General features: G+C 49.4%; 13 protein-coding genes. 4 read left to right on the top strand and 9 right to left on the bottom strand.

Going from position 1 to position 25,033, the window contains the following annotated elements:
* Position 1 precedes the first annotated feature (1 nt).
* The 9 genes from ACFFJP_RS02810 to ACFFJP_RS02770 form a co-directional block, all read right to left on the bottom strand.
* Positions 2 to 1,906: a chemotaxis protein CheA gene (locus ACFFJP_RS02810; RefSeq protein WP_377240278.1), complete on the bottom strand. Its 1,905-nt coding sequence runs from the start codon at positions 1,904 to 1,906 to the stop codon at positions 2 to 4.
* Positions 1,907 to 1,928: 22 nt separating this feature from the next.
* Positions 1,929 to 2,294: a response regulator gene (locus tag ACFFJP_RS02805; RefSeq protein WP_377240276.1), complete on the bottom strand. Its 366-nt coding sequence runs from the start codon at positions 2,292 to 2,294 to the stop codon at positions 1,929 to 1,931.
* A gap of 4 nt (positions 2,295 to 2,298) precedes the next feature.
* Positions 2,299 to 3,948, bottom strand: coding sequence for a SpoIIE family protein phosphatase (locus ACFFJP_RS02800; protein ID WP_377240274.1), 1,650 nt, complete (start codon positions 3,946 to 3,948; stop codon positions 2,299 to 2,301).
* 13 nt (positions 3,949 to 3,961) lie between these two features.
* Positions 3,962 to 4,249: an STAS domain-containing protein gene (locus ACFFJP_RS02795; protein WP_377240272.1), complete on the bottom strand. Its 288-nt coding sequence runs from the start codon at positions 4,247 to 4,249 to the stop codon at positions 3,962 to 3,964.
* A gap of 14 nt (positions 4,250 to 4,263) precedes the next feature.
* Complete coding sequence (locus ACFFJP_RS02790) at positions 4,264 to 5,397, bottom strand: methyl-accepting chemotaxis protein (protein WP_377240270.1); 1,134 nt, start codon at positions 5,395 to 5,397, stop codon at positions 4,264 to 4,266.
* 107 nt (positions 5,398 to 5,504) lie between these two features.
* Positions 5,505 to 10,559, bottom strand: a complete 5,055-nt coding sequence (locus ACFFJP_RS02785; RefSeq protein ID WP_377240267.1) for a PAS domain S-box protein — start codon at positions 10,557 to 10,559, stop codon at positions 5,505 to 5,507.
* Positions 10,560 to 10,628: 69 nt separating this feature from the next.
* A complete protein-coding gene (locus ACFFJP_RS02780) occupies positions 10,629 to 11,780 on the bottom strand; it encodes a response regulator transcription factor (RefSeq protein WP_377240264.1) in 1,152 nt (383 codons plus the stop codon).
* 10 nt (positions 11,781 to 11,790) lie between these two features.
* Entirely contained in the window at positions 11,791 to 12,963 is a 1,173-nt protein-coding gene (locus tag ACFFJP_RS02775; RefSeq protein WP_377240261.1) for a GGDEF/EAL domain-containing response regulator, read from the bottom strand.
* A 15-nt stretch (positions 12,964 to 12,978) separates the two neighbouring features.
* Positions 12,979 to 16,056: a hybrid sensor histidine kinase/response regulator gene (locus ACFFJP_RS02770; RefSeq protein ID WP_377240258.1), complete on the bottom strand. Its 3,078-nt coding sequence runs from the start codon at positions 16,054 to 16,056 to the stop codon at positions 12,979 to 12,981.
* Positions 16,057 to 16,760: 704 nt separating this feature from the next.
* Here ACFFJP_RS02770 and ACFFJP_RS02765 point away from each other — a divergent pair.
* The 4 genes from ACFFJP_RS02765 to nagA all read left to right on the top strand — a co-directional run.
* On the top strand, positions 16,761 to 19,688 hold the full coding sequence (locus ACFFJP_RS02765) for a TonB-dependent receptor domain-containing protein (protein ID WP_377240256.1): 2,928 nt from the start codon (positions 16,761 to 16,763) through the stop codon (positions 19,686 to 19,688).
* A 123-nt stretch (positions 19,689 to 19,811) separates the two neighbouring features.
* Positions 19,812 to 20,999, top strand: coding sequence for a Kelch repeat-containing protein (locus ACFFJP_RS02760; protein ID WP_377240254.1), 1,188 nt, complete (start codon positions 19,812 to 19,814; stop codon positions 20,997 to 20,999).
* A gap of 145 nt (positions 21,000 to 21,144) precedes the next feature.
* Complete coding sequence (locus ACFFJP_RS02755) at positions 21,145 to 23,997, top strand: TonB-dependent receptor plug domain-containing protein (protein ID WP_377240251.1); 2,853 nt, start codon at positions 21,145 to 21,147, stop codon at positions 23,995 to 23,997.
* 46 nt (positions 23,998 to 24,043) lie between these two features.
* A partial coding sequence (gene nagA / locus ACFFJP_RS02750; protein ID WP_377240249.1) for an N-acetylglucosamine-6-phosphate deacetylase occupies positions 24,044 to 25,033 on the top strand: 990 nt, incomplete at its 3' end.

The raw sequence follows: 25,033 nt of genomic DNA, 5'->3' as shown, positions 1-25,033 counted from the left end.
CTTAATTGATCGACGTTGCAGGAATGTCAGCCAGAGATTCGACATCAAGGATCAATGCGACACTGCCATCCCCCATAATAGTCGCCCCCGCGACGCCATCTACCCGCCGATAGTGTTGCTCCAAACTTTTGATCACAACCTGTTGTTGTCCAAGTAAATCATCGACCAGCATCGCAAAACGATTGCGGCTACTTTCAACAAGTACCAGAATCCCAATCAGTGGGTCTTTGATGGCGTCAGGTAGTTGCATCAACTCACCTAACTTTACGATAGGCCAATACAAATCACGCAAAAACAACATTTGCTGGTTGCTGATCAGCATCATTTGTTCTGGCGAGGGTTGCACTGATTCAACAATATTGACCAACGGCACAATGAATTGCTGGTCCGAGACACTGACTGACATGCCATCCAAAATAGCCAATGTCAGCGGCAATCGAATATGGATCCCGGAACCCTGGCCAGTGCTTGACGTGATATCAATTTTACCGCCCATCGATTCAATATTCCGCCTGACCACGTCCATGCCAACCCCACGACCGGAGACATCCGTGACCTGTTCAGCGGTCGAAAAACCCGGAGCCATGATCAGCTGCCACACTTCGCTGTCTGGCGCAGTCTCACTAATCTCAATGCCGCGCTGCCTTGCTTTTGCCATAATTTTCTGGCGGTTGAGGCCACCGCCATCATCATGTACCGAAATAAGCACGTTTCCGCCTTTTTGTTCAGCTTTTAATATCAGCCGGCCGGTTTCTGCTTTGCCTAGCGCCCGGCGGGTTTCCGCAGGTTCGATACCATGATCAAGGCTGTTGCGCACCAGATGGGTCAAAGGGTCGACCAGTTTCTCAATTAAGCTTTTATCAATTTCGGTATGCCCCCCCTCAACCACCAGCTCAACCTGTTTGCTTAGCTTTTGCGACAGATCGCGTACAACTCGGGGAAAACGGTTGAAAACAAAGGACATCGGCAACATGCGAATAGACATGATGCCTTCCTGAAGATCACGGGTATTGCGTTCGAGCTCACGCAATGCGGTGGCAAGACGCTCGCTGAGATTCTCTGCAAGCTCTTCGCCGATGAGGGTCAGCATCGATTGGGTAATGACCAATTCACCAACGAGGTTTACCAGACTATCTACTTTGTGGATATCAACCCGAATACTGCTGGTGTCAGTGTCGGTTTTTCGTCTTTCAACCAGGACTTTCTGCTCAGCATCAACCGGGGCAGCCTTCAGTTCTGTGTCTTTTATGCTCGGGACTGCCGCCTGAACTACTGGTGGTGCGGTCTGCTCCGGCAGGTCGGAGTGGCCGCCGTTGGCAGGAGTGGTAAGGGGTTCAAAGAAACCAAAACCGTCATCTTTAGTTGCTTGCGGCAATGGCTCAAAAAAGCCAAAACCGTCATCTTCAGTTGCTTGCGGCAATGGCTCAAAAAAGCCAAACGCGCTGTTATCAGTCTTGCTGACCAGGGGTTCAAAAAAACCAAAGCCACTATCCGGCGCATCCTTTACAACCACCGCTGCAGGCTGAAGCAGGTTGTTTACTTTTTCGGTAGCATCCGCGACTAACTGCCAATTTACTGCTTCATTACAGCCATAGGCGGCTAACAAGCGGCGCAGCGTGTCGACAACCATCAATAAGTCATCGACCACTTTCTGGCTGATATTAAATTGGCCCTGACGGGCCAGATCAAACAGGTTCTCCATGACGTGTGTGACAGAAATCAGCGCGTCAAAGCCAAAAATGCCGGCGCCACCTTTAATAGAATGTGCTGCCCTGAAAATGCAGTTCAGGTCTTCAATCTCTGGCTGTTCCGGGTTTAACGCCATCAGCAGATGTTCAATATCATCCAGATGTTCTGCGCTTTCTTCCAGAAAAACACCATGAAACTGACTCATGTCAATCGTCATAGAGGCACCTGCAGTTGAACAGTTAATTCAATACTTTGGCTGCGATTTGCAATAACTTTGCCGGGTCAAACGGCTTCACCATCCACCCCGTTGCCCCTGCAGCCCGTCCTTGTGCTTTCATGGCATCACTGGCTTCAGTGGTAAGTACTACAATAGGAACACTGCGGTAGCTGCCCAGACCACGCAATGATTTAATCAGTGTCAAGCCATCCATTCGTGGCATGTTCTGATCTGTCAGTACAAAATCGAAGATTTTGCTCTGACATAACTCATATGCTTCCTGACCATCTTTGGCAGCGGTGATTTGGTAACCGGCTGATTTCAGCGTCACCTCAACCATTTGTCGGACAGATGCAGAGTCATCTACTATCAATATATTTTTTGCCATATTCTCATCCTATTATCACGGCAGTTACTTCATTGCCGCAGCCCTTAAAATTTACCTCGGCGCACAAGGAATAAATCATATTAATCCCGCGACCGTAATAAAAATCATCTGTTGAACGTTGGACATTCATTGCCTGATAATCAAAACCCGATCCAGAATCTGCAACTGTCAAATGAATAGAATTGTCACTCATACACCAATCAACAACGAGTGATATAGAATCATCTGAAACTAACGACGATAAGCGTTGCTCTCTGAGACTGTAATATTTAATAAACCCATCTTCCGCCTGCTTCATCTCTGAGTTTAACTTTAGAACTCCATGCTCCAACGCATTTAAATACAACTCAGTTAACACAGAAAAAAGTGTATTATTTAAACTTTGATGCATTCCATAGGCACTTACTGTTTGCACTATTTTCAGTGGAGCATCAACTTGAGAAAGTGCTGAGCCGGTAATTTTAAACTCTAAACATAATCGTCCGTCTTTTTTGTCATTCAACTTCATACCAGCAGAAATTAAATCTGCATACTTATCAAAATGAATCGAAAAAACAGAAATGTCGTCGACTGCATGTGATAGCCCGTCAATACATTGTTCGAGGCCTCGAAAAGCCTCTTCTGGCTGTTCCAGCCAGGTTTCAGCTAAGAAATCCGCACTGAACTGGCCGTGGCCAACAAACTCTGTATCAGTCAAACCGTCGGTGAATCCAACTGCATAGCTGCCAGTAGTCCATTTGAACTTTTCCACGCTGACATCGATTTCCTGTTCATTGAGAATCCCAAGCGCCATATTCTTTGATTCAGCTTTTGAGATTTTTTTCTGAACGCATTCGATGATTAATAGCGGTGGCATGCCACCATTCCAGACTTCTAACTCCGAAGTTCTTGGATCTAAACGGATAAAAATAGCGGCGACAAAACGGTCTGCCGGCAACTGACGGTTTAGCTTTTTATTCAGTTCAAACACGATGTTAGACAATGGCAAAGATTTCTGACTCATACTCTGAAACACCTCGAGTACCGGCATCAATGAAATAGCTGCCGCTAATCCATGCCCCATGGCGTCAGCCAGCAACAGATACTGCGAGCCATCTTGGCCTTGCTGCTGTAACAAAATATCCCCGCTAAAACTGCTGCTCGGTTTGGTTTTCACCTGGATATATGCCGGCATCTGTTGCAAGCGCTGCGTTAAGGTTGCCAGCACATGTCCGGCTAATTCTTGCTCCTGCTGCTCCTGCGCCACCCAATTTGCCAACTCAGCCTGCTGCTGCCGCGATACACGCTGCAATTGGCGGACTTCAACCGCCCGGCAGATTTTGACCCACAACAAGTCGACATTCACCGGCTTCACCGCATAGTCATCCAGACCCGACGCATAGGCCTGCAAAAAGAAATCTGCACTATCGTTTGCACTGACCATCAAAATAGCGGCGTCAGGATACTGCCCGATAAGCGGCGGCACTAACTGCAGGCCTTCCCCATCGGTTAACTGGTTATCCAGCACAATAGCGTCAAACTGGGCGCTGGATTGCAGAATACCCCGAGCCTCAGCAATGCTGTAAGTTGATACAACATTGACGCCTTTTGATTGAAAAAACATTGAATAAAATTGATTAAACAATAAATCATCTTCAATTATCAGGATGTTCACAACAACTCCCTGCTCACTTAATTGAATATAATTTATTTAAGTTTGCCATCATCAGTATATCTAACGCGGTACCCTGGGCACCTTTTATCGATACAGACACATTTTGAGTTGATGCTTTTTTCGCTAAAAGTACCAACATACCCAAAGCCGAACTATCAAGATATTGGACCTGAGAAAAATCCACCTCAATAGACTTTACCTCACCCCGCGCAAATGCTTCTTCTGTATGCTGAGAAAACAACTTATGATGACTAAAATCAAACCGGTTCGGTAAACGAATAACTGCAATCGCATCAGCCATATACAATCCTTTAATTAAAATAATTCTATGTCGCCAGCCTGCACAGAATGTGAAGATACCGGATTTGCGCGTCGCTCATTATGTTTGGACAATAAGTTGCGGGCGTTATTGATCTCATTGACTAGCTGGTTATCATCCGTAATTTTTAATAATGACTGTTTAATATTTGATAAATCTTCGCTAACAAATTGCAGGTGCTGGGCATTGATATCGCCAAACTGTAAGCCACGAATGGCCTGATTGATTGAGTCAGCCAACGCTTGGGCTTTTTCATCCAGCTGTTTGGCGATCTCTGTTTCAGCAGCGGATTTACTCACTAATTGAGAAAAAGCCGCCTGTACTTCTTTTTTAGACGCCATGACATAGGTCACATCCTGCGACGCCACTTTGCCAATATCCACAGATAGCTGTTCTATCTGCAGCGCGATATCACGCAATTTCTGTTGGATTTGTTCGCTAAAACCGGCACTGCGATTTGATAAAGCACGGACTTCATCAGCAACTACGGCAAAACCTCTGCCCGCGTCACCGGCTCTGGCGGCTTCAATCGCGGCATTTAACGCAAGTAAGTTGGTTTGAGAGGCGATTTGGTCGATGTCTTTGAGTGCTTTCATAATGTCGGGCACGGCATTATTCACTTTGTCGACTTTATTCACTAAGTCCATCGACGCCGCCGACATACTGACCGTCGTCTCGACAAAGCGGTCCAAAGTGATAGCGGTACTACCGGCAAATTCACTCATCCATGACACACCTGTCGTCGAGCTTTGACCGCCTCTTAACAGTGCCTGGATGTACTCGGTTTGTTTCTGTGTCGACTCGAGTAAGCCTAGGAAACTGTCACTGAGTGTAGTCACCGCATCGGTCTGCGTTTGCTCGATTTTTTGCAGGTTTTGCTGACCTTGCTGCAGCAAATCCACCAGCAGCCTTTTGTATTCCGCAAAATGCGCGACAAAACGCGATAAATCCGGCGCAGGCTCCCGGTCAGCCAGTGGCTCCGCGGTCGCGTTGACAGTGAATAGACGCCAAAACAGTACGGCGGTACAACCCGATAACAACAACAGTGCAATCAATTCAAAATCCACCAGGAACAATATCCAGGCGACAAGCACTGAGACAATTAGCGCAATTTTATGGATCAATAACACGAGGCTTGTCTCCACGTTCAGGGAACATTCATTCTCTATGGGGTGTCTATTGGTTATAGTCAGCGCGCCCGAAAATAGCCAATGTATCTAAGTTAAATTGCTGATATTTATAGGATGGCTGCACGCAACCGGTGTCGACTTGCTTCGAGTACCTGCTGTAAAATCAGGATGGCGCTGCGAATTTCCGATAGGTTTGCCGCATTGTCAGCAGGTGGTAATCCCGACTGACTCAGTCCTTGCGCGTATTGTTCAACTGCGGCGGCCGCCTCTTTCAGCGCCATCAGCAGCAGTTGAGCTGACGACCCTTTTAGCGAATGTGCTTTTAATTGAATTCCCCGCCAATCCTGCCGGGCGAGCATGTCATCCAACGTGGTCGCAATCGAATCTGTTTGTTCAAGGAATACCGGGATCAACTGCGGAATAAGAGTTGCCATTGAACCAAACTGGCTCTGTAACGCGGCCAGATCCCAGCTAACTTGCGTTATTGAAGGAGGGGTGATTGCAGTGGATACTGACCCGGTCTGGTTGCTTGCAGATGAATTCTCAGACGAAACTTCCGGACATAAATACTCAGCGATTTTTGCTAACAATACCTTGGCCTGAATTGGCTTACTGAGAAAGTCGTTCATGCCGGCATCACGACACTTTTTCTGCTCTTCAACGATAGCGTTGGCCGTTAAGGCAATAATCGGAATGGTTTGCCAGCAGGCACCAGCTTCACCGCGCCGGATTGCCCGGGTCGCGGCAAATCCATCCATTTCCGGCATCAGGCAATCCATCAGTATCAATTCAATTTGCGCAGTCCCAGCCGACGACTCTGCTGCGAGTACTCGCAAGGCATCAAGCCCATTTTGCGCCTTGCTCACGACAATGCCTGCCTCTTGCAACATCATGCTGGCAATCATCGTATTGACTTCATTGTCTTCCACCAGCAGTACTTTGTGCCCCGCCAAAGCCTCAGCACGCTGCGGATAAATCATACTACTGCGGCTTTTATTGGTTAAAGCAGTATCGAGTGCCACATAAAAACTAAAGCACGACCCCTGACCTAGCTGACTGCTTACCGAGATGTCACCACCCATCAGACGGCATAACTGGCGGGAGATCGCCAACCCCAACCCAGTACCACCAAATCGTCTGGTCGTGGACACATCAGCTTGAGTAAAGGGACTAAAAAGGACATCCTGTTGCTCGGTCGACATGCCTATCCCCGTGTCAGTCACCTGCACATCACAAATCACTTTATTTCCCTCGAAGTGGCTGCTCAGTTCAATGGTCACCGCCCCTGCGCTGGTGAATTTCAGCGCATTCCCCAACAGATTACTAATGATCTGTTTAAACCGAACCTCATCCCCACAAACGTCTATCTGCTGCAGCGGCCCATATTGCAGATGCACGGCGACATTCTTGGCGACAGCGACATGGTCCAGCAAACTGACCACATCTTGCACGGCGCCGGTTAACGAAAAATCCGTTGACTCTAATGACACTTTACCGGCTTCAATTTTGGAAAAGTCCAATATGTCGTTGATAATACTCATCAAAGACTGGCCCGAGCGGATAGCAACCGCTAAGTGCGCCTGCTGCTGATCAGTTAGCGGTGTCCGGGCTAATAAATCGAGCATGCCAATGACGCCATTGAGCGGGGTACGGATCTCATGACTCATATTTGCCAAAAACATCGATTTCATTTGCGCTGCTGATTCAGCCATGGCTTTGGCATTTAACAACGCGGTTTCCGTCGCTTTCCGTACTGAAATATCTTCGACAATCGACCAAATCAAATCCCGGCCACTGCCATCTTTAAACAACACACCATTGAGCACGACCGGATAACGGCTGCCATCGCGTCGCAGATACTCTTTTTCGTATGGCCCATATCGGCCGGTTTGTTGCAGGATCTGTAGTTGTTGCTGCTCACGTTCAGCATATTCAGTCGGCGTCAGCTGCCAATAATCCAGCTGCATAAACTCGTCAATTTCATAGCCTGAAGGTTGAACCATCGCCTGGTTTACGTCGACAAAGCGGCCACTGCGCAAATCATTCAGCGCAATCCCGACCGGTGACAAGGCAAAAAAGCTGCGTAATCTGGCCTCGCTCGAGGCCAGCTCAAGTGCGGTATTTTTTTCTTCTGTAATATCATGAATGTAGCCGTGCCAAAGGGTACTGCCGTCTTCCAACCTTTGGGGTTGCGCGCTGCCTTCGAGCCAGCGCACGACACCATCGCTTAACAAGGTACGATACACACAATGCCAGCGGGTTAAAGTCGCGCTGGAGTCTTCGATCGATTGTTGAATTTTTGCCAGATCATCTGGATGCAATTTACTAAAGGCGATGGTTGCATCCTGCTCAACTTGCGCCGGCGTCACTTCGTAAATAGCCGTAATGCCGGGGCTACTGTACGGGAAGGCGGTGCGGCCATCTGGCCAACGCTGAAACTGGTAGAGCATGCCTGGCAGCTGTGATGTGAGCCGTTGTAGCTGAGCTGAATGTTCAAATCGTTCTAAAGTTGCGTTCAACCAGCGTACAAACAAGGTGACAAACATTTTTTCAGAAGAAGTTAAGTTCAGTGTGAACCAGACATCCGTCGTAAATATCAACATGCCTTGCTGCTCACCCCAACGTAAGTACACCGCATAAACACAAGACCATTGATTTATCGCAAGCCAGGGATCAAAAGCGGCATTCATACCAGGACGGATTTCCTGTAACTCAGCGGCATTGAGCTGCTGCAACAACGCAATGGAGGCCGGCATCGGGGTATAACTGGGCGATTTGTGGCAAGAGAATGCCAGCTGCAGCATGCCATTCCTGAGCTCTAGAACCATGGCATCATCAAATCCCAGATGAGCTGTAGTTTTCATCAATGCATCGCTGATCTGCAGCTCAGCATCAAGTTCGGCGGTCGATGCAATATCACTGAGCGTCTCCAGAGCTGTCAGTTGACGTTTGATCGTTTGCTGCGCGGCAACTTCGTCAGAAATATCCAATAAAAACCCGTCGTAGCCAACACACTGTCCCTGCTCATCAAAACGCTGATGTACCCGCTCATTCACCCAAACCCAATGCCCATCGCGGTGACGCAGACGGAAATTGGTATTCCAGAATCCATGAGTTGATGCCGTTGTCTTCACAATCTGATAGTCATCCAGATCATCCGGATGCATCAACTCAGTCAACAGCCGGCCATGCAACTCAAATTCAGCATGGGAGTGGCCAGTCAGCTGCTGGATTTGCGGACTAATAAAGGAAAAAACCCCATGCGCCGTTTGCCGGTAGCTGACAGCGGGCATGTTTGTTAACAAAGACTCCATGTCATCTTTATTTTGCTTCAGTGCCAGTTCAATCGCTTTTTGGGCGCTGACATCAGCATGAGTGCCATACATCAACAATGGCTTACCATCCGCGGTCCAGGTTTTCACCTGACCGCGATCATGCACCCACACCCAGTGCCCCTGTTTATGCCGCATACGACAATACAGATCGTAATGACTGGTTTTGCCGGCAAAATGCTCTTGTAAGGCGGCATTACTAGCCTCTAAATCATCAGGGTGGGAGAACTGCACCCAGGTGTTGAGCGAGAGCGGCTGCAATTCGGCCAGGCTGTAACCGATAATCTCCGCCCAGCGTTCGTTGTAATTGGTTTCGCCGGTTTGAACATTCCACTCCCAGGTGGCGATTTGCGTCGCATCGAGCACTGCAGTTAAACGCTGTTCATTTTGTTCGATCAGCGCAGTTTGCTGACGTTCGGCGCTGATATCACTCTCAATGGCAATAAATCCCTGCAACTGCCCGTGTTCATCCAGCACCGGGTCACTTTGAATGCGCACCCAATAAGGTTCACCGGCTTTGGTGTAATTGACGATATCAACTTTAAATGGTTGATCGTGCTGGATTGCCTGTCGCATCACGTCAACTTGAGCCGGATCTGAAGCCGGGCCTTGCAGCAAATCGCCGGGCTTCTGCCCTATCACTTCATCCAGCGTATAGCCGGTCAATTGCTCAAACGGCTGATTAACCCAAACAATTTTGCCGGAGACGTCAGTCAAAATGACTTGGTTGGTAGTTTTGGTCGCAACGGCAGACAGTTTTGCCAGTTCCGACTGGTATTGTAGATTTTGAGTTTCGACACGACGGGCATGTACTAACTGACCAATCGCGGCAAGCAGTGGCTGTAAAAACTGTACATCAGCTTCGTTGTAACCCTGCGGTTTATTGGCCAGACCGACCATCGCATTCATACTGCCATTAAAAAAAACCGGTAAACCTAAAAAGGTATTTAATGGAGGATGACCGGATGGAATACCGTTCGCGCGAGGATCCGTTGCCGGGTCGTTTGCCATCACTACTTCGCCGGTTCTGATCGCAGCACCAAACAAAGTATTTAAGTTGCGAAACTCCAGCCCCGAGGGCGCATGCTGTTGGTAAAAAGCCCGGGTGGTGTCGTCCCAGGAGATATTGGTCAATGCAAAGGTTTTTAAATAAGGCTGCCCTGCACTATCAATTAAGATCTCACCAACAAAGCCATATTCACTGTCCATGACCTGTAACAGCTCTTCGAGTAGCTGATCATAAGCCATATGGTTGTCGAGGGTTTGAATGAAAGCTGACTGCAGCTGCGTGACCGCCGAAACTAGTTTTTTACTTTTAATCAGACTCAGTTGCGCTTCATAGAGCAAAGAGTTTTGCAGTTCACGCTCACACAAAGCAGCAAAACCTGCCAACCGCTGTTTTTCCTCTGTATTTAATTGACGCGGCTCGCTGCCAATCAAACACAAAGTCCCCAGAGCATAACCATCAATACTTCTTAAAGTATGTCCGGCGTAGAAGCGGATAAACGGCGCAGCTGTGACTAACGGGTTGTCGGCAAAACGCGGATCTGCGGCGGCATCACAGATCTCAAACAGACCGTCTTGCAAAATCGCGTGACCACAAAATGAGATATCACGGGAAGTCTGGCAGGCATCCAGCCCCTGACGGGATTTAAACCATTGCCGATCAGCGTCAACCAGCGACACCAAGACAATCTGGCAGTTAAATGTCAGGCTGACCAGAGCGGTGATCTGGTCAAATCGACTTTCAGCAGGCGTATCCAGCACGTGCAGATCTCGCAGCGCTGTTAAGCGGTGGATCTCTGTATCAGGCAGCTCTGGCTTTAACAAATACCACCTCGCTTGGCGTCGTCACTACACTTTGAATTGATCGGCTGACTTCAGGCTGCAGGAGCGTTATCAACAGCTTTGCAGCTTGCTCATCACTTTTTCGATCAATTCTTTTTGCTGCCGACCGTTGGCAATACTCTCGTCAAACAAGTCACTGGCCTGCCGCAAGCCTTCGTCGATATGTCCAAGCAGCACTTCTTCTTCACTTTCAATTAAATTGAACTGAGCCAGCTCGGCTTTAATATTGGTCTGCATGTCGAGCATAATTCGTTCAAATTGCTCGGAATAGGCGCGACTGCTTTGTTCACTCTCTAACGCAATCGCAGCCAGAACATTAGAGGCACTCTTCATTTTAGCTTGCTTTTCAACGTCTTTACGCTGCATCAGCAATGCGGTCAGCCGAGTATCCATACCATTGAATAACAAACAAATTTGATCTTTCAGTACGCCATAACGCTCTTCATCTTGTAACGGCATATTGTGAAACAACAATGAGACATAGTCATAGTTGAGGAACGTCAGCTGCTTCCAGTGATACATTCTGCCTCTGGCGCGTGTTGCCAGCATCGTTTCGCGCTCTATCGACTTTTCCAGGCCATCAAAGCGGAAAAACAATGGCTCAGTCTCGTGGAAAAACATCATGGATGCCTGCAAGTCGAAATGCTGCAACACCTCAAAACTAGCTGCCGCAATGGCTGCCGCATCCGGCAAACGGTGAATATTTTCCTGATAACGCAAGATTTCGCCTAATTCAGACGATGTGCGCATCGCACTAAAGGCCATTTGCATCGCGGCTTGCGCCTGTTCACCACGGCTGACAAACTCAATGCGCTGCTGATGTACCTGTTGTAGCTTGATACTCAACTCAGCCAAACGCACTGGCTTCACTAAATAGTCATCAGCACCAACCTCAAAGGCCTTGATGATGTCTTCATCATCCATCAGACCTGAGGTGAAGATCACGCCGGCGCTGTCCGGTAAGTACTCCTCCCTGAAGCGCTGACATAACTGATAGCCGTCAGTACCGGGTAAATTCACATCCAGGATCAGAATATCCGGCATGTCGGGCATTTGGTCGCGCACAGCACTAAAGCCGTTAGCCGGCCACTGGTCAAAATGGACCACCCGATGTCCCTTTGATTGCAGGTAGTCCAACGTCATGGCAGCAACCTGATGATCGTCTTCAATGTAGATAATTTTTAATTCGTTCGTATCGGTCATCAGCATTTCCTTATAGTACGACAGCTTTGAGTAGTTCTGTGGCCTGCGGGACAGTGAGCGGCGGGTGGAAAAAATAGCCTTGCGCATAATCACAGCCTATGGCCTGCAATGCCTGTAGCGTCTCCGCGGTTTCGACCCCTTCGGCCACAGTCCTGATGTGCATTTTGTGCGCAAGATTGATACACGTTTCAACAATAGCCTGACTTTCGGCTTCATGCAGAAAATTGGCAATAAAACGCCGGTCAATTTTTAACTCGGTAAATGGGATCCGCTGCAGTTGGGCTAAAGACGAATATCCGGTGCCAAAATCATCGATAGATAATTCAATACCGTTCATCCGTAAGCGGATCAGAATATCTAACGCTGTAACCACTTCATTCATGAAGGCTGATTCGGTCAGTTCCAGCACTAGTTGCTGCGGTTGTAGCTGATGACATTTGAGCTCGTGCAATAACCTTGCAGGAAAATTGATATTCTGCAGATTGATCAACGATAAATTCACCGCCACACAAGTTGATAATTTTTGCTCCGACCAGCGGGATAGTTGCGCGATGACCTCGGCTAACACCCAGTCCGTCAATGCATCAATAACACCTGATTGCTCGGCCAGTTGAATAAAAACCGTCGGCGGTACCTGACCAAACAGCGGTGATTTCCAGCGGGCCAATGCTTCAAATCCAACCAGTTTGTTGTCTGTCAGCTGATACTTCGGCTGATAACACAAACTGAGCTCATTGCGCTGCAAAGCCGCCACCAGATCAGCCGCTGTGATGGCAGGTTGGTTGCCCGTCCCGGCCTTCGGTTGCAGCTGCACTTGCAAAAGTTGCTGAATTTTCCTGCTAAATGCCTGCATATCCAGTGGCTTGGTCAGCGCGTCCGCCACCTGCAAGCCCTGTGCTTTGGCCAGTTCGCGGGCGGCATGCACAATAGAAATATCATGACCACTGACAATCACCAGATAGCCTGAAAAAGCTTGCCGACTTAGCCAGCGCAGTGTTTCAACACCATCAATATGTGGCATATCCAAATCTAAAATCACCACTTTGGCCTGACAAACCGCATCGGCAGCATCATGCAGACAAGTAAAACCCTGCACTGCAATATCGACAGACGCCAAAAACTGCGAACACATCTGTAAATAATCGGGGTCGTCGTCGATCATGCAAACAAGATGCGACATCATATTGCACTCCGTATCCTAAGAAACTTTTGACAATAATTCCCTGACCCGCTTGATTAACAACGAGGCCCGCACTGGTTTCTCCAGACGTTGCTGGTAGCGTATTCGGTTTGCTTCATCGTCAATCAGGTTTTCATCGGCAAAAGCACTGACCAGCAACATTGCTAGATCAGGCTGCTGCAGCGCAGCCGCACTGCATAACTCAAAGCCATTCATCTCCGGCATCAAGATATCGCTGATCAACAGGGCAAAGCGTTGTTGTTCCAGTTGTTGCAACGCTGCCTTTGCACTGTTACAACTGCAAACGCTAAAACCGGCGGCCTCTAAAATGGTCGCGTGCACATCGAGTAGCTCAACATCATCGTCAACCAGCAGAATTTGCGCCGCCGTCGCTGTTGGTGACTTGTCTGCGGCCACGGGGCGAAACGCCTCAGACTGCGCAGCCGGCACAGGGGGGCTTATCTGTGTTGCGACCGGCAAATAGAGTTCAAACCGGGTACCCACCCCTTCGGTGGACTCGACCGTAATGCCGCCCTGACTACGCCTGATAAAGCCAAACACCTGGGCCAGACCCAATCCGGTGCCTTGCGCACCTTTGGTCGAAAAAAACGGTTCAAAAATTTTATGCTGAACTTGTTCAGACATCCCCCGGCCTGTATCGCTAATCGTCAGGCAAGCGTAATGCCCCACCGGCACAGGTTCGACAAAATGCACGGAATCCCGGACTTCTTTCTGGCAAAAACCAATCGTAATGACACCGGCAGGGGCTGTCGCATGGACCGCATTGATCACCATATTCAGCAGCACATCTTCAAGGCCACCTTTTTCAACAGTGACCCACAGCGGCGCTGCTGCTGGCTGCAAGACCAGCTTGACACCACTGCTGGGGCCACAGGCCTCTTTCAGCATCGGTGTTAACTCTTGCAACAATTGTCCAAGTTCAGTGGATTGGGTTTGCCGGCTGCGATTCGAAGAAAAATCCAACAGGCTTTTTGTCAGCGCACTGCCCCGGTCTGCCGCCTTGATCAGGTTATGGGCAGTCTTCACCACCTTTTCATCTGACTGCATACTGAGCAATTCAGCGTATCCGCGCACAATGCCCAAAATATTATTGAAATCATGGGCGATCCCGCTGGTCAGGGTGCCAATCGCACTCAGTTTACTCGCCTGCACGAGCTGATCTTGCTGCTGCTCGGCCAAGGTCAAATCATGCAAGCTGCCAACAAAAAATCGTTGCTGCAACTCGTCCATCGGTAATTCTGCGATGGACAATCGAATCGGAAATTCCCGGCCGGACTGGTGGCGGGCCATTAAGCGCCGTCCTTTGCCCATAATGTGTTTTTGGCCGGTCTGCATATAACTGTTCAAATAGTGCTGATGCTGCTGAGCATGAGTCTCCGGCATCAGCATCGATATTTGAGCACCCAACAACTGCTCAGATGTATAGCCAAACAACTGACATACCGCCATATTAAAACTGAGGATTTCGCCCTGCGCATTAATAGTGACGACGCCGTCTGTCATCGCGTGTAGCGTTTCACTCAGATGTTTTTGCTGACGGGCTAAGGCCCGGGACAGCCGGTCCTGTTCGAGTTCAGCTAATTTACGCGCAGAGATATTGGTGATGGCCCCATAGGAACTATTCACATCATTTGACTGGGTGTTCCGGATATCTTTAAGCCATAAATAGCTTTGTTGCGTGTGCGACCAGAACCGGTATTCCAGATAACTTTCCGTCCATTCTTCCGTTAATAAGCTTTGGTCCTGCGGGTGCACCTGATGGAAGAAAAACATCGGGTCTGACAAAATTTGCTCAACAGTACAACCCAAAATATCTGCCACATTCGGACTGACGTAGAGAAAACCGTTACGTAGGTCGCCCATTGCCTGATAAAGCACAACCGGGCTGAAATTCAGTAAGTTCTCCATATGTTGGCGCATTTCGGACAGCACTTGTTGCAACTGAAATTGCTCTGACACATCCAACAACATGCAAAACGCAACGACTTCAGGGTTATCAATGGTTTGCCGTAGCTGCCCGCGGCAATCGATCACTTTTTGCGAGCCATCCGGAAAATCCAGCCGAAACCGTACCAGCTGCGTTTTTGTCAGCGCTTGCAGAAACCCTGATGGATCGACCCTGACAACATCGTCATGGTCGGTAAATTGCTGAAACGCTACATGATGTAAGTTAAATTTGTCCCCAGGGTGGGTTTGCGCGGGCAACCACAACAACTCGCGCGCAGTACTATTGGCAAATACCAGTTCCGAGTGTTCATTCAGGCCAATCATCCCGGCTAGATCACTATCAAATAGCCCGTGTAACAACCTGTCTTGCTGCTGCAGATGACGTACCTGACGCTCGGCCGTGAAATCGGCCAATGTCAGCAGCCATTGTTCTGAGGACATGTGCCACAGCCGCAGCTCACAGAGGTTTGTGGCATGAAACAATCTGACGGTGGCCAGCTCCTGCGGCTTTAACCCTGCCAGTTGCTGCATCAGCCAGCACTGGATATTGTCATCGTTGAAGAACTCGGCCCTGGACGTGCTAAAAACATCAGTGGTTGCCAGCAGTTCGAGCCGGCCTTCCTGCCATTGCACAAGTGCCTGACCAGACAAATGTTCCGTCTGATGAAATGGCCAATGGCTTTTCAGATGCGAAGTGCGCTGCAACTGCCGGATCTGATCCATTGAGACTATTTTAATCGCGGCATGCGCCAGCATATCCATCGCTTGCTCTTGCAGCTCAGTCAGAGCCACCCGCGTATTGCGCACCATCAGCACGGTGAAGTTTCGGCCGCTATCGGTGCTTGTTATCGTCTGATAGCAACAATGGTACCCCGGTAAAAAAAAACGCAATTCCTGCAACCCGCTCGGCGCCGTCACCCCGGCCTGAGTAAACACCCAGGCGACCCACTTCGCGCGGTTCTCATCGCTCGCCAGATAATATTGAGTGCTTTCACTACGGACGACAAACAGCACAAAAGCCTGCTCAAACAAGCCACTCATCAGATTGGCATAGTGTTCGAGTTGCCGTGTCAGGCTGAGGTCAGGAAAATGCAAACAGAGATTGATGGGGGGCGATATTGAATCCATGCTGTGCCGCTTATCGAGAATCCGTCGCTAAAACCTAGTTCAGCCATTTCTACTTAGCAAATTTGGCGGAGCCTGCCTCTTTCCCAAAAAGCGACAACCGCAACTCGGCCTGGCGTGGCGTGACGGCCACGATGGCTTAAATAAAAATTAGCAACACTCGGGTAGAGCTGGTTCGGCAGAGTATTCAGATGTTTGGCGTGCGGGTAGCTAAATCATTGACGGCGTTGGTTTAGATGAAGATATCGAAACAATTATTGCCGTTAAATGAATAATAACGTAGAGCATGCTGTTGGGGCCTGCCAGCAGTTTCAGCAAATAGGACATGTCTTGGTCTTAAATTTGGGAGAAGGTCAATCAAAGAGCATCCAAATCCAAATGGCAGATTTGTGCGCAAGCTTTGAGAAACAAAGGCCGGTAAACGTTAATGTGCGATAGGCGTGTCTGGTAGTGTTACCAGAATCCCCATGAAAGTATGAGCCGACTCGCGGCCAATGCTGAACTGCAATCTTCTGCTGTCAACAACCGATCCATCCGTTGCAGATACCTACATGACAAAGGTGCTCAAAAAAACAGCGAAGAAATCTCTTTGACTTTCTAAAAAAACAATACGTATACTGGTATAACAGGTTAATAGTATAACTGCGTAAAATGCTAGTTATGTAGTACTTAAACTGTCATAACCATTTACTTACAGGAGAGCCCCAATGAAGGCCGTCGTACTACGCACAGGAAACAAGTCAACACACTTCAAAAAGTCACTTTTAGCCATCAGTCTGATGGCCATCTCTGCTCAGGGCATGGCTCAAGCGGTTGGTGATAAAAAGGCTGAAACTAAAGAAATTGAAAAAATTCAGGTCACTGGCTCGCACATCATGCGTGGCGGTAGTGCCAACTTCACGTCTTCTGCCCCAATCATGGAAGTGGATGCTGAACTGATTGAAGGCACCGGCTCTATTTCAGTCGAAGACACGTTAAACCGGATCCCGGCCATTACGTCTGAACTAAGTGCTTCAAGTAATAACCTGCCGTTTGGCGGCACCGCCAGTAACATCGGCGTCAGCACGACTTCACTGCGGAACTTAGGATCCGCCCGCACTCTGGTGCTGGTGAATGGTCGCCGGTATGTCTCCGGGGTTTCAGCAAACTCTGGTTATGGCGTTGATTTGAACTCCATCCCAACCTCAATTATTCAGCGCGTAGATGTATTAACGGGCGGACAATCGGCCATTTACGGTTCAGATGCTGTGGCAGGCGTGATTAACATCATCACGAAAAAAGACTTTGATGGTGCCGAACTCAATGCTTTTGGCGCCGACTCTGAACGCGGTGGCGCCGCGCGCCAAAACGTAGACTTTACCTACGGTAAGAACTTCGATGCAGGAAATGCCTGGATGTCAGTCGGTGTTGCCAACCAGGATGGGCTCAATTCTGCGGATCGGGATTTTGCCAAATACGAACTGAGCTTTATTGACACCAATAAAGACGGCATCGTGGAATCCATCGCTCGTCGGAACGGCCCGGCACACGTACCAGGTGCAGCCTTATCATTTGGCAACCTGTTTATTTTCGGTAACGGCAAGCCGTTTAATACCAATCAACCGGTGATGGACAGCAACTTTGTACCAAACGGCGCCAGCGATTTCGACAATCAGCACGCATCGCGGAAGATTGTATCCCCATACAAACGCTTCCATATCGCCACCGGCTCCACAGTCGAAATTTCAGATGACACCAGCGCTGAACTTGAAATCAACTTCTCGCAAACCACTGCAACTGCGCAGTTAGAACCTATCGCCCTGAGCGTTCGGGATAACGTCTTTATGGTTGGATCCGGTGGCAGTAGCGGAATTGATATCGCAACGAGCCCTTATTTTGTTGGCAGTAGCGCTGGCCAACAATTACTCAGCGTGATGGGCAGCAATACCTCGTTTGACCGGATTTCGACTTTCCGTCGCATGACTGAATTTGGTCCGCAAGTGGTATCACAACGCCGAAACACCTTCCGCACGGCGGGTAGCATCAGCACCGAATTAGCCAATGACATGATGTGGACCAATAGCCTGGTGTTTGGCATGACCTCACAAACCATGAATAAAACCGGTGATGTTGCCTTAACCCAGTTACGTGAAGCGATGAAAATCGAGGCAGACGGTAAAGGTGGTTATCGTTGCGTGGATGCAACCGCCCGTGCACAGGGTTGTGTGCCGGTAAACCCGTTTAATACAGTCGACAGCTTACTTGGCAAGTCAGGAGTCACCGGATTCTCGCCAGCAGCAGTAAAATACATGGCGATCGATACCGGGCAATCAGGCGAATTGCGCCAGTTTGTCGGCAGTAGCGTGCTGGCTGGTAACTTACCGATTGAATTATCTGATGGCCCGGTGAGTTTTGCCGGCGGCTTGGAGTGGCGTAAAGAGGAAGCCCGCGAAACACCGGACAGCTTCCGTCAGCTGGGCATCTCACGTGACTTGGCCATCGCTGACATCGTCGGTAGCTTTGATGTCGTAGAAGCATTTACCGAGTTTCAGGCGCCTGTTGCCGAGTGGCTAAATCTCAGTCTGGCGTTGCGGGCCGGTGAATATTCAACAGTAGGCAACACCTTTACCTACAGATTTGGCGCCGATGCACCAGTGACCGATGATCTGAAACTTCGTGCGGCTTATTCAAGCTCAGTACGGGCACCGAATATCAACGATTTGTTCTCAACTGGCGCAACCTCGACGGCTCCTAGTAACGTTGACCCTTGCAATGGTGTGACAGCTGCAAGCACTGGCAACATCGCCACGAACTGCCGTTCTATCGCTGCAATCAATCAGCGGATCGCCTCTAAAGGCGCGTTTAATCTGGTGGCATCTGAAGCCAACAACACGCGTCTGTTGCAGACTGGTTCGCTTGCTTTGAAAGAAGAAACAGCCGATTCAATCACTCTAGGCGCGGTCTATTCACTTTCGGATGATTGGTCTTTGTCTGTCGATTACTACGGCATTGATATCGAAGACGGCATTACCCGGGTAGGCCCTGATGTCTTTGTGAAACGTTGTTATGACGTGGCGGCTTCAGGTTTTGATGCAACCTGTGGCGGTAATTTGCAGCGTGACAGCAATGATGGCCCAATTCTGAATTTACGTTCAACCTTAATCAATGCCAGCCGGATTGAAACTGCGGGCGTCGACATTGAAGTGTCGTATTTGTTTGAAGGGCTAAAACTCAATGTCATCGCCAACAGCCTCAGTAAATTCGATGTGACCGATGCCAATGGTGCTGTAGAAGAGTTTGTCGGTCGCCCGCTCTATCCTGAGATGCGCCTGACCTTCAATGGTTCTTATGATGTCAATGATAATCTGAATATCTTCACTCAGGTTCGGTATCGCAATGAAACACAGTCTTACCTCGGGAAAACGAATTTGTCTGATGATCTAAACCAGATGGATGCAGCCACCTACGTCGACTTGCGCGTGAACTATAAACTCGCAGAAGACTTCAATGTCTACATTGGCTCCAACAACCTGTTTGATGTCCAGCCGGATATCAATGCACGCCCTGACAGCTTTAGTGTCGGAACCAATACCGAAGCCCGCGCTTATGACGTCATCGGACGGCAATATTTCGCTGGTTTGAAATATCAGTTCTGATGCAACAACTGCCAAGCCGGTGCAGTCCCTGGAAATAGTACTGGCTTTTCAACCAAGACTTAGCAGTAGTTAAGTCTTGGTTGCTTTTTATTGATATTTGGGCGGCTTTCCCATGAGGTGTTTATGAAACTTTCACTGCTTTGCGTCGGTGTCTCCCTGTACACACTTTATGCTTGTCAGCCCTTCTTTTCTCATTCCAATAATCAAGAGACAAAGATGCCTGTTACTAATATTTCTGCGCCTCGTATCGACTGGCGCCTGCATGGTGAACTACCCGCCGCAAAAGGTATGACGTCGTCTATAGGGATCTCGGCGTCTTTTACCGGCCTGCTGGGGGATTATTTACTGGTTGGCGGTGGCGCAAATTTTCCTGATGGTCATCCATTTTTTGATCAGGCGATTAAAGCCTATTACAGCGATCTATGGCTGTTCGACACGACAACGCCAACGCTTATTCCATCTCATCATCTGCAGTTGCCCTACCCGGTTGCGCATGGTGCATTGGTTCACGCGGAACATAGCGTGCTGCTAGTCGGCGGGCAAAATGCGCAAGGTGCATTATCCGACATCGTCGAGGTCAGTCTTGTTGACGGTCACCCGACAATCCAGCACTGGGGAAAACTGCCGTTTACCTGGCACTCTGGCGCCGCAGCCTGGTATCAGGGGGAACTTTTTATATTCGGTGGCGAGCGCAATGGCCAAGCAAGCGCAGGCGTTTGTCGTTTTAACCCGCAGACAGCCCGCTGTCAGGAACTAGAACCAATCCCAGGCCCGGCAAGGGTGCAGTTTCCGGCACAACAACTAGCTGGCACTTTTTATCTGTTTGGCGGCATTGATCCCAAGAGTTCTTCCAATCAATTTACCCGAACGGATGCCTACGCATTTAATCTGAATACGCTGCAATGGTCACAACTTGCCGATGTTAGCTATCAGCAGCAAGCATTTTCTGTGTCAGGCGGTGCTGCCGTAACCCTCAATGAGGACGAGATCCTCCTTTTGGGTGGGGTCAATCTGGAACTATTCAACAACACTCTGACGCAATTTGGCCGCTTGCAGGGCCAGGAACTGGCACAATTCAAAACCCGTTATTTCCATCTCACAGCTGAAGAAATCAACTTCAGCCGCCGGCAATTAGTGTTTAACACCCGCACAAACCAGTGGTCGGCATTAGAAAATCTGGTGCCATTTACCGGCGGTGCAGGTCCGCTAACCCTTGCCCGAACATCTCAGCACATTTATTGGATCGGCGGAGAAACAAAACCTGGAGTCAGATCTCCTTTGGTTTACCGCGGACTTGTCTCCCGCCCCTAGTCACATCGGCCAGCAACAAATCAATTTTCTGTAGAAAAAAACGGCAAGAACGATTGAAAGTAGGATAGTTGAATGTATACTGGTATAACAGGTATGCCGTACAACACCAATTCAACAAAATTAACTGCTCGCAGTGAGGTTTAACATGGTTATCCAAGCACAACATCCGTCTGCATCACTCAATAGTTTATTTAAGCGATCATTGATTACCGCCGGCATACTCGTTGCCTCCACTGCAGTTGCGGCTGAAACGAAGCCCGCAGAAGAAGCCAAAATTGAGAAAATTGCGGTCACCGGCTCACATATTCCGAAAGGCAATTTCGACTCCCCTTCTCCGATCAAAGTCATGGCGTCTGAAGATATTCAGGGTGTTGGTGCAGTCAACATTGGCGACTTTCTTGGCAAAATCCCTGCTGTTGTTGGTGATAGTACGTCAGCCAGTTCGAACATCAGCGAGCAGAGTTCAGGCTTAAATACAATTGCCCTGAGGAATCTGGGCTCCTCCCGCACGCTGGTGCTGGTCGATGGCATCCGTTATGTATCTGGAATGTCGGTTGGTGCGGGTTACGGTGTGGACTTAAATACCATTCCAACCAGTCTGATCGACCGGGTAGAAATCCTCACCGGCGGTCAATCAGCAGCCTACGGTTCAGATGCTGTCGCAGGCGTCATTAACATTATTCTGAAAAAGGATTTTGAAGGGGTTCTGTTCAAAGCCCGGGCCGGACAAAGTGGGGAAGCCGATCGTAAAACCCACGATCTGGAATTAACTTTCGGTCAAAACTTCAAAGGTGGCAATAGCTGGTTCTCGGTCGGCTATTCTGACGATGAAGGTCTGATGGCGAAGGATCGCGATTATTCTCGCGTTCATAAAGATGCGGTGGATACCAACAAAGACGGCCTGTTAGATACCCCACAATTTGTCGGCTCGTCACATATTTTTGGTGCCCGTGTGGGTAAGTATAAAGGCGATGGCAGCCTCTATACGCCAACAAATGATGTGAATACGTCCGACGCGTTTAACTTTCATGACTATCGGTCCATGTTGACACCGCTGAACAGAATGTTTGCAGCTGCAGGCCTTGGGATGGATTTGAATGCAGAATCCCGAGTCCGCTTCAGTGCAAACTATGCACGGGTCGATTCCAGAGCTCGTTTTGAGCCTATTCCTTTAGATACCCGTAACGACATCTTTCTGCTGTCCCGCGGCGGCAGCACGGGCATCTCAATCGCCAACCATCCCTGGTTTGCCGGCACGAAATTGGGTAATGCCTTATTAGCTGATGGGATCAAGAGCCTTGATAATGTCAGCGTAACGTTCCGTCGTTTGGGTGAGTTTGGCGATCGCGGTGCTGAAAATACCCGTAGCACTTTTCGCGTAGCAGCAGATTATGAGTACGATCTGAATGATGCCATGACGTTAAATTTGACCTCGACCTACGGGGTGACCGATCAAAATCAGGTGAACCATGGTGATATCAATTTAGCGCGGGCACGTCAGGCTCTGGACGTACAATCCAATGGCAGCGGTGGTTTCCAGTGTGCCGATCCATTGGCCCGTATCAGCGGTTGTGTACCATTTAACCCGTTTAAAATTGATGGGATCTCTGCTGAAGCGGTCAAATATCTTGCCGCCACCACAGGATTAACCGGCTCCGTTGAACAGTTCGATATCAACGCAATTGTGGCTGGTGATCTTGATTTTGCGATCAGCAGCGATGTGAACAATCTGGCATTCGCCACAGGGTTAGAGTATCGCGAAGAAAAAGGCAAAGAGACGCCAGATCCGCTGCGGGAAGCCGGTATTGTGCGCGGCAATAAAATTACCAGAACAGCGGGGCAATTTGATGTCGTCGATGTTTTTGGTGAACTGCATGTGCCGTTACTGGAGCAACTGAATCTTGATGTAGCGGTCCGATTTGGTGACTATTCGTCAGTCGGTAAAACCAGCAACTGGACTGTTGGCATCGACGCGCCACTGAACGAGTCATGGCGTTTACGGGGCGCTGTCGCAACGGCAGTACGGGCACCGAATGTCAGCGATTTGTTCGCCGGCGGTACTGCAACCTCTGCCTTTGTCACAGACCCTTGCAACGGTATCAACGCAACGACAGCGGGCAATATTGCCCAAAACTGCCGGTCTATTGCCGCCATTGCGCAGCGGATCAGTACCGACGGTGCTTTTACTCTGACGCAGGTTGAAAGGCAGAATACTCAGGGGTTACTGAGCGGCTCAACCAACGTTAGAGAAGAGCAGGCAGATACCCTTACTGCCGGGCTGGTGTTTACGCCTGCAACTATCGATGACCTGCAGCTTTCAGTTGATTACTACGATATCCACATTGATGACGCCATCGACAAAACCGATCGGACCGTCATTCTGAATCGCTGTTATTCAGTGGCACAGTCAGCTTTTGATCCCAATTGCGGCGGTTTAGTCCGGCGCGATGGTCGCACGGGGGCCGCACTTGACGTCAACGCAGCGTCCGGCAATGAGAACATCATTGAAACCCAAGGCATCGACTTTGAATCCAGCTACGAAATCATCGTCGGAGAAGGTGAACTTTATCTGGCTGCTGCGGCGAATTTCCTGCACAAATATGAAATCACCGGCATCAGCAGCGGCGACATCCAGCAATTGGACGGTGAAGTATTATTCCCGAAAGTCCGCTTCAATCTCAGCGCATCCTACACGCTGGCTGATTGGAATCTGTATTGGCAACTCCGCTACTGGGACAATACAAAGGACCGCAATAACAACAAGATCATGACTGACGAGTTAAACAATGTCCCGTCACGGATCTACAACGACCTTCGCCTCAGTTATCAGCTGTCATCACAGGTGAACTCACATATTGGAGTCAACAATCTGTTTGATGTGATGCCACCTCTGTTAACGGCTAACCACAAGTATCAGCAAGCCGGCACCTTAACCAACGGTACTGCTTTTGACCTCACTGGCCGCGCATTTTACGCCGGTGTTCATGTCACGTTCTAACTGAAAGGAGGCGTTGGCAGTTCATCGCTGCCAACGCTGAAACACTATGAAACTGACCTTAATTGCCGACCAGTTGTTTGATGGCGAACAACTTCATCAGCAACGACCACTCAGCGTCGAAGACGGTTATATCAGTACTTTGGATACCGTCCGCGGCGCGACTGAGATCCGACTTAAGGGCTTACTGGCTCCTGGCTTTATTGATTGTCAGGTCAACGGTGGTGGCGGGCTGTTATTCAATCAGGCGCCCTCGTTACATACGCTGAAGCGAATGATGCACACCCATTCCCGTTATGGCACGACCAGTATGCTGCCAACTGTCATCAGTAGTAATTACGAAGTCGCACTGCATGCAGCAGCCGCAGTAAGTCAGGCGATGGCGTCACAGATGCCTGGCATCATTGGCGTGCACTTTGAAGGCCCACATGTCGCCAGAGAAAAACGGGGCATTCATAACGATCAGGTGCTGCGGCCGCTGGCTGACCATGAACTGGCCCTGTACCGGAGTAAAGGTTTGGGCTCTGTTTTGCTGACTGTCGCTCCGGAAACCGTATCGCCGGAGCAAATTTCGGCACTGGTCAGCAAGCAGGTTGTGGTCAGCCTTGGTCACTCTAACGCGACAGCTGCGCAAACACAGGCCGCACTGGATGCCGGGGCAACTGGCTTCACGCATCTGTTTAATGCGATGTCCCCGCTGACATCCCGGGAACCGGGCATGGTCGGGATCGCATTAACAGACCCGCACAGTTGGTGCGGACTGATTGCCGACGGCCATCACGTCCATCAGCTATGTGCGCAGCTGGCGCTGAAGCTCAAACCTCCCGGGAAAATGCTACTGGTGACCGATGCAATGTGGACACCTGACGCACAGCGACAGGAATTTCGCTTCGAAAACCACCGCATCACTTTGCAAAACAACAGATTGCAAAGCAGCAGCGGGCAATTGGCGGGGGCAGCTATCAGCATGCTTGATGCCGTCAACTACACCATTTCCGTCCTGGGCATTACCCCACTGGAGGCGCTACGGATGGCAAGT

The sequence above is a fragment of the Rheinheimera tilapiae genome (assembly GCF_042432165.1).
Lineage (GTDB): Bacteria > Pseudomonadota > Gammaproteobacteria > Enterobacterales > Alteromonadaceae > Pararheinheimera > Pararheinheimera tilapiae.
Note: the sequence above shows the minus strand (reverse complement) of the source record. Positions and strands in the feature narration are given on the sequence as shown.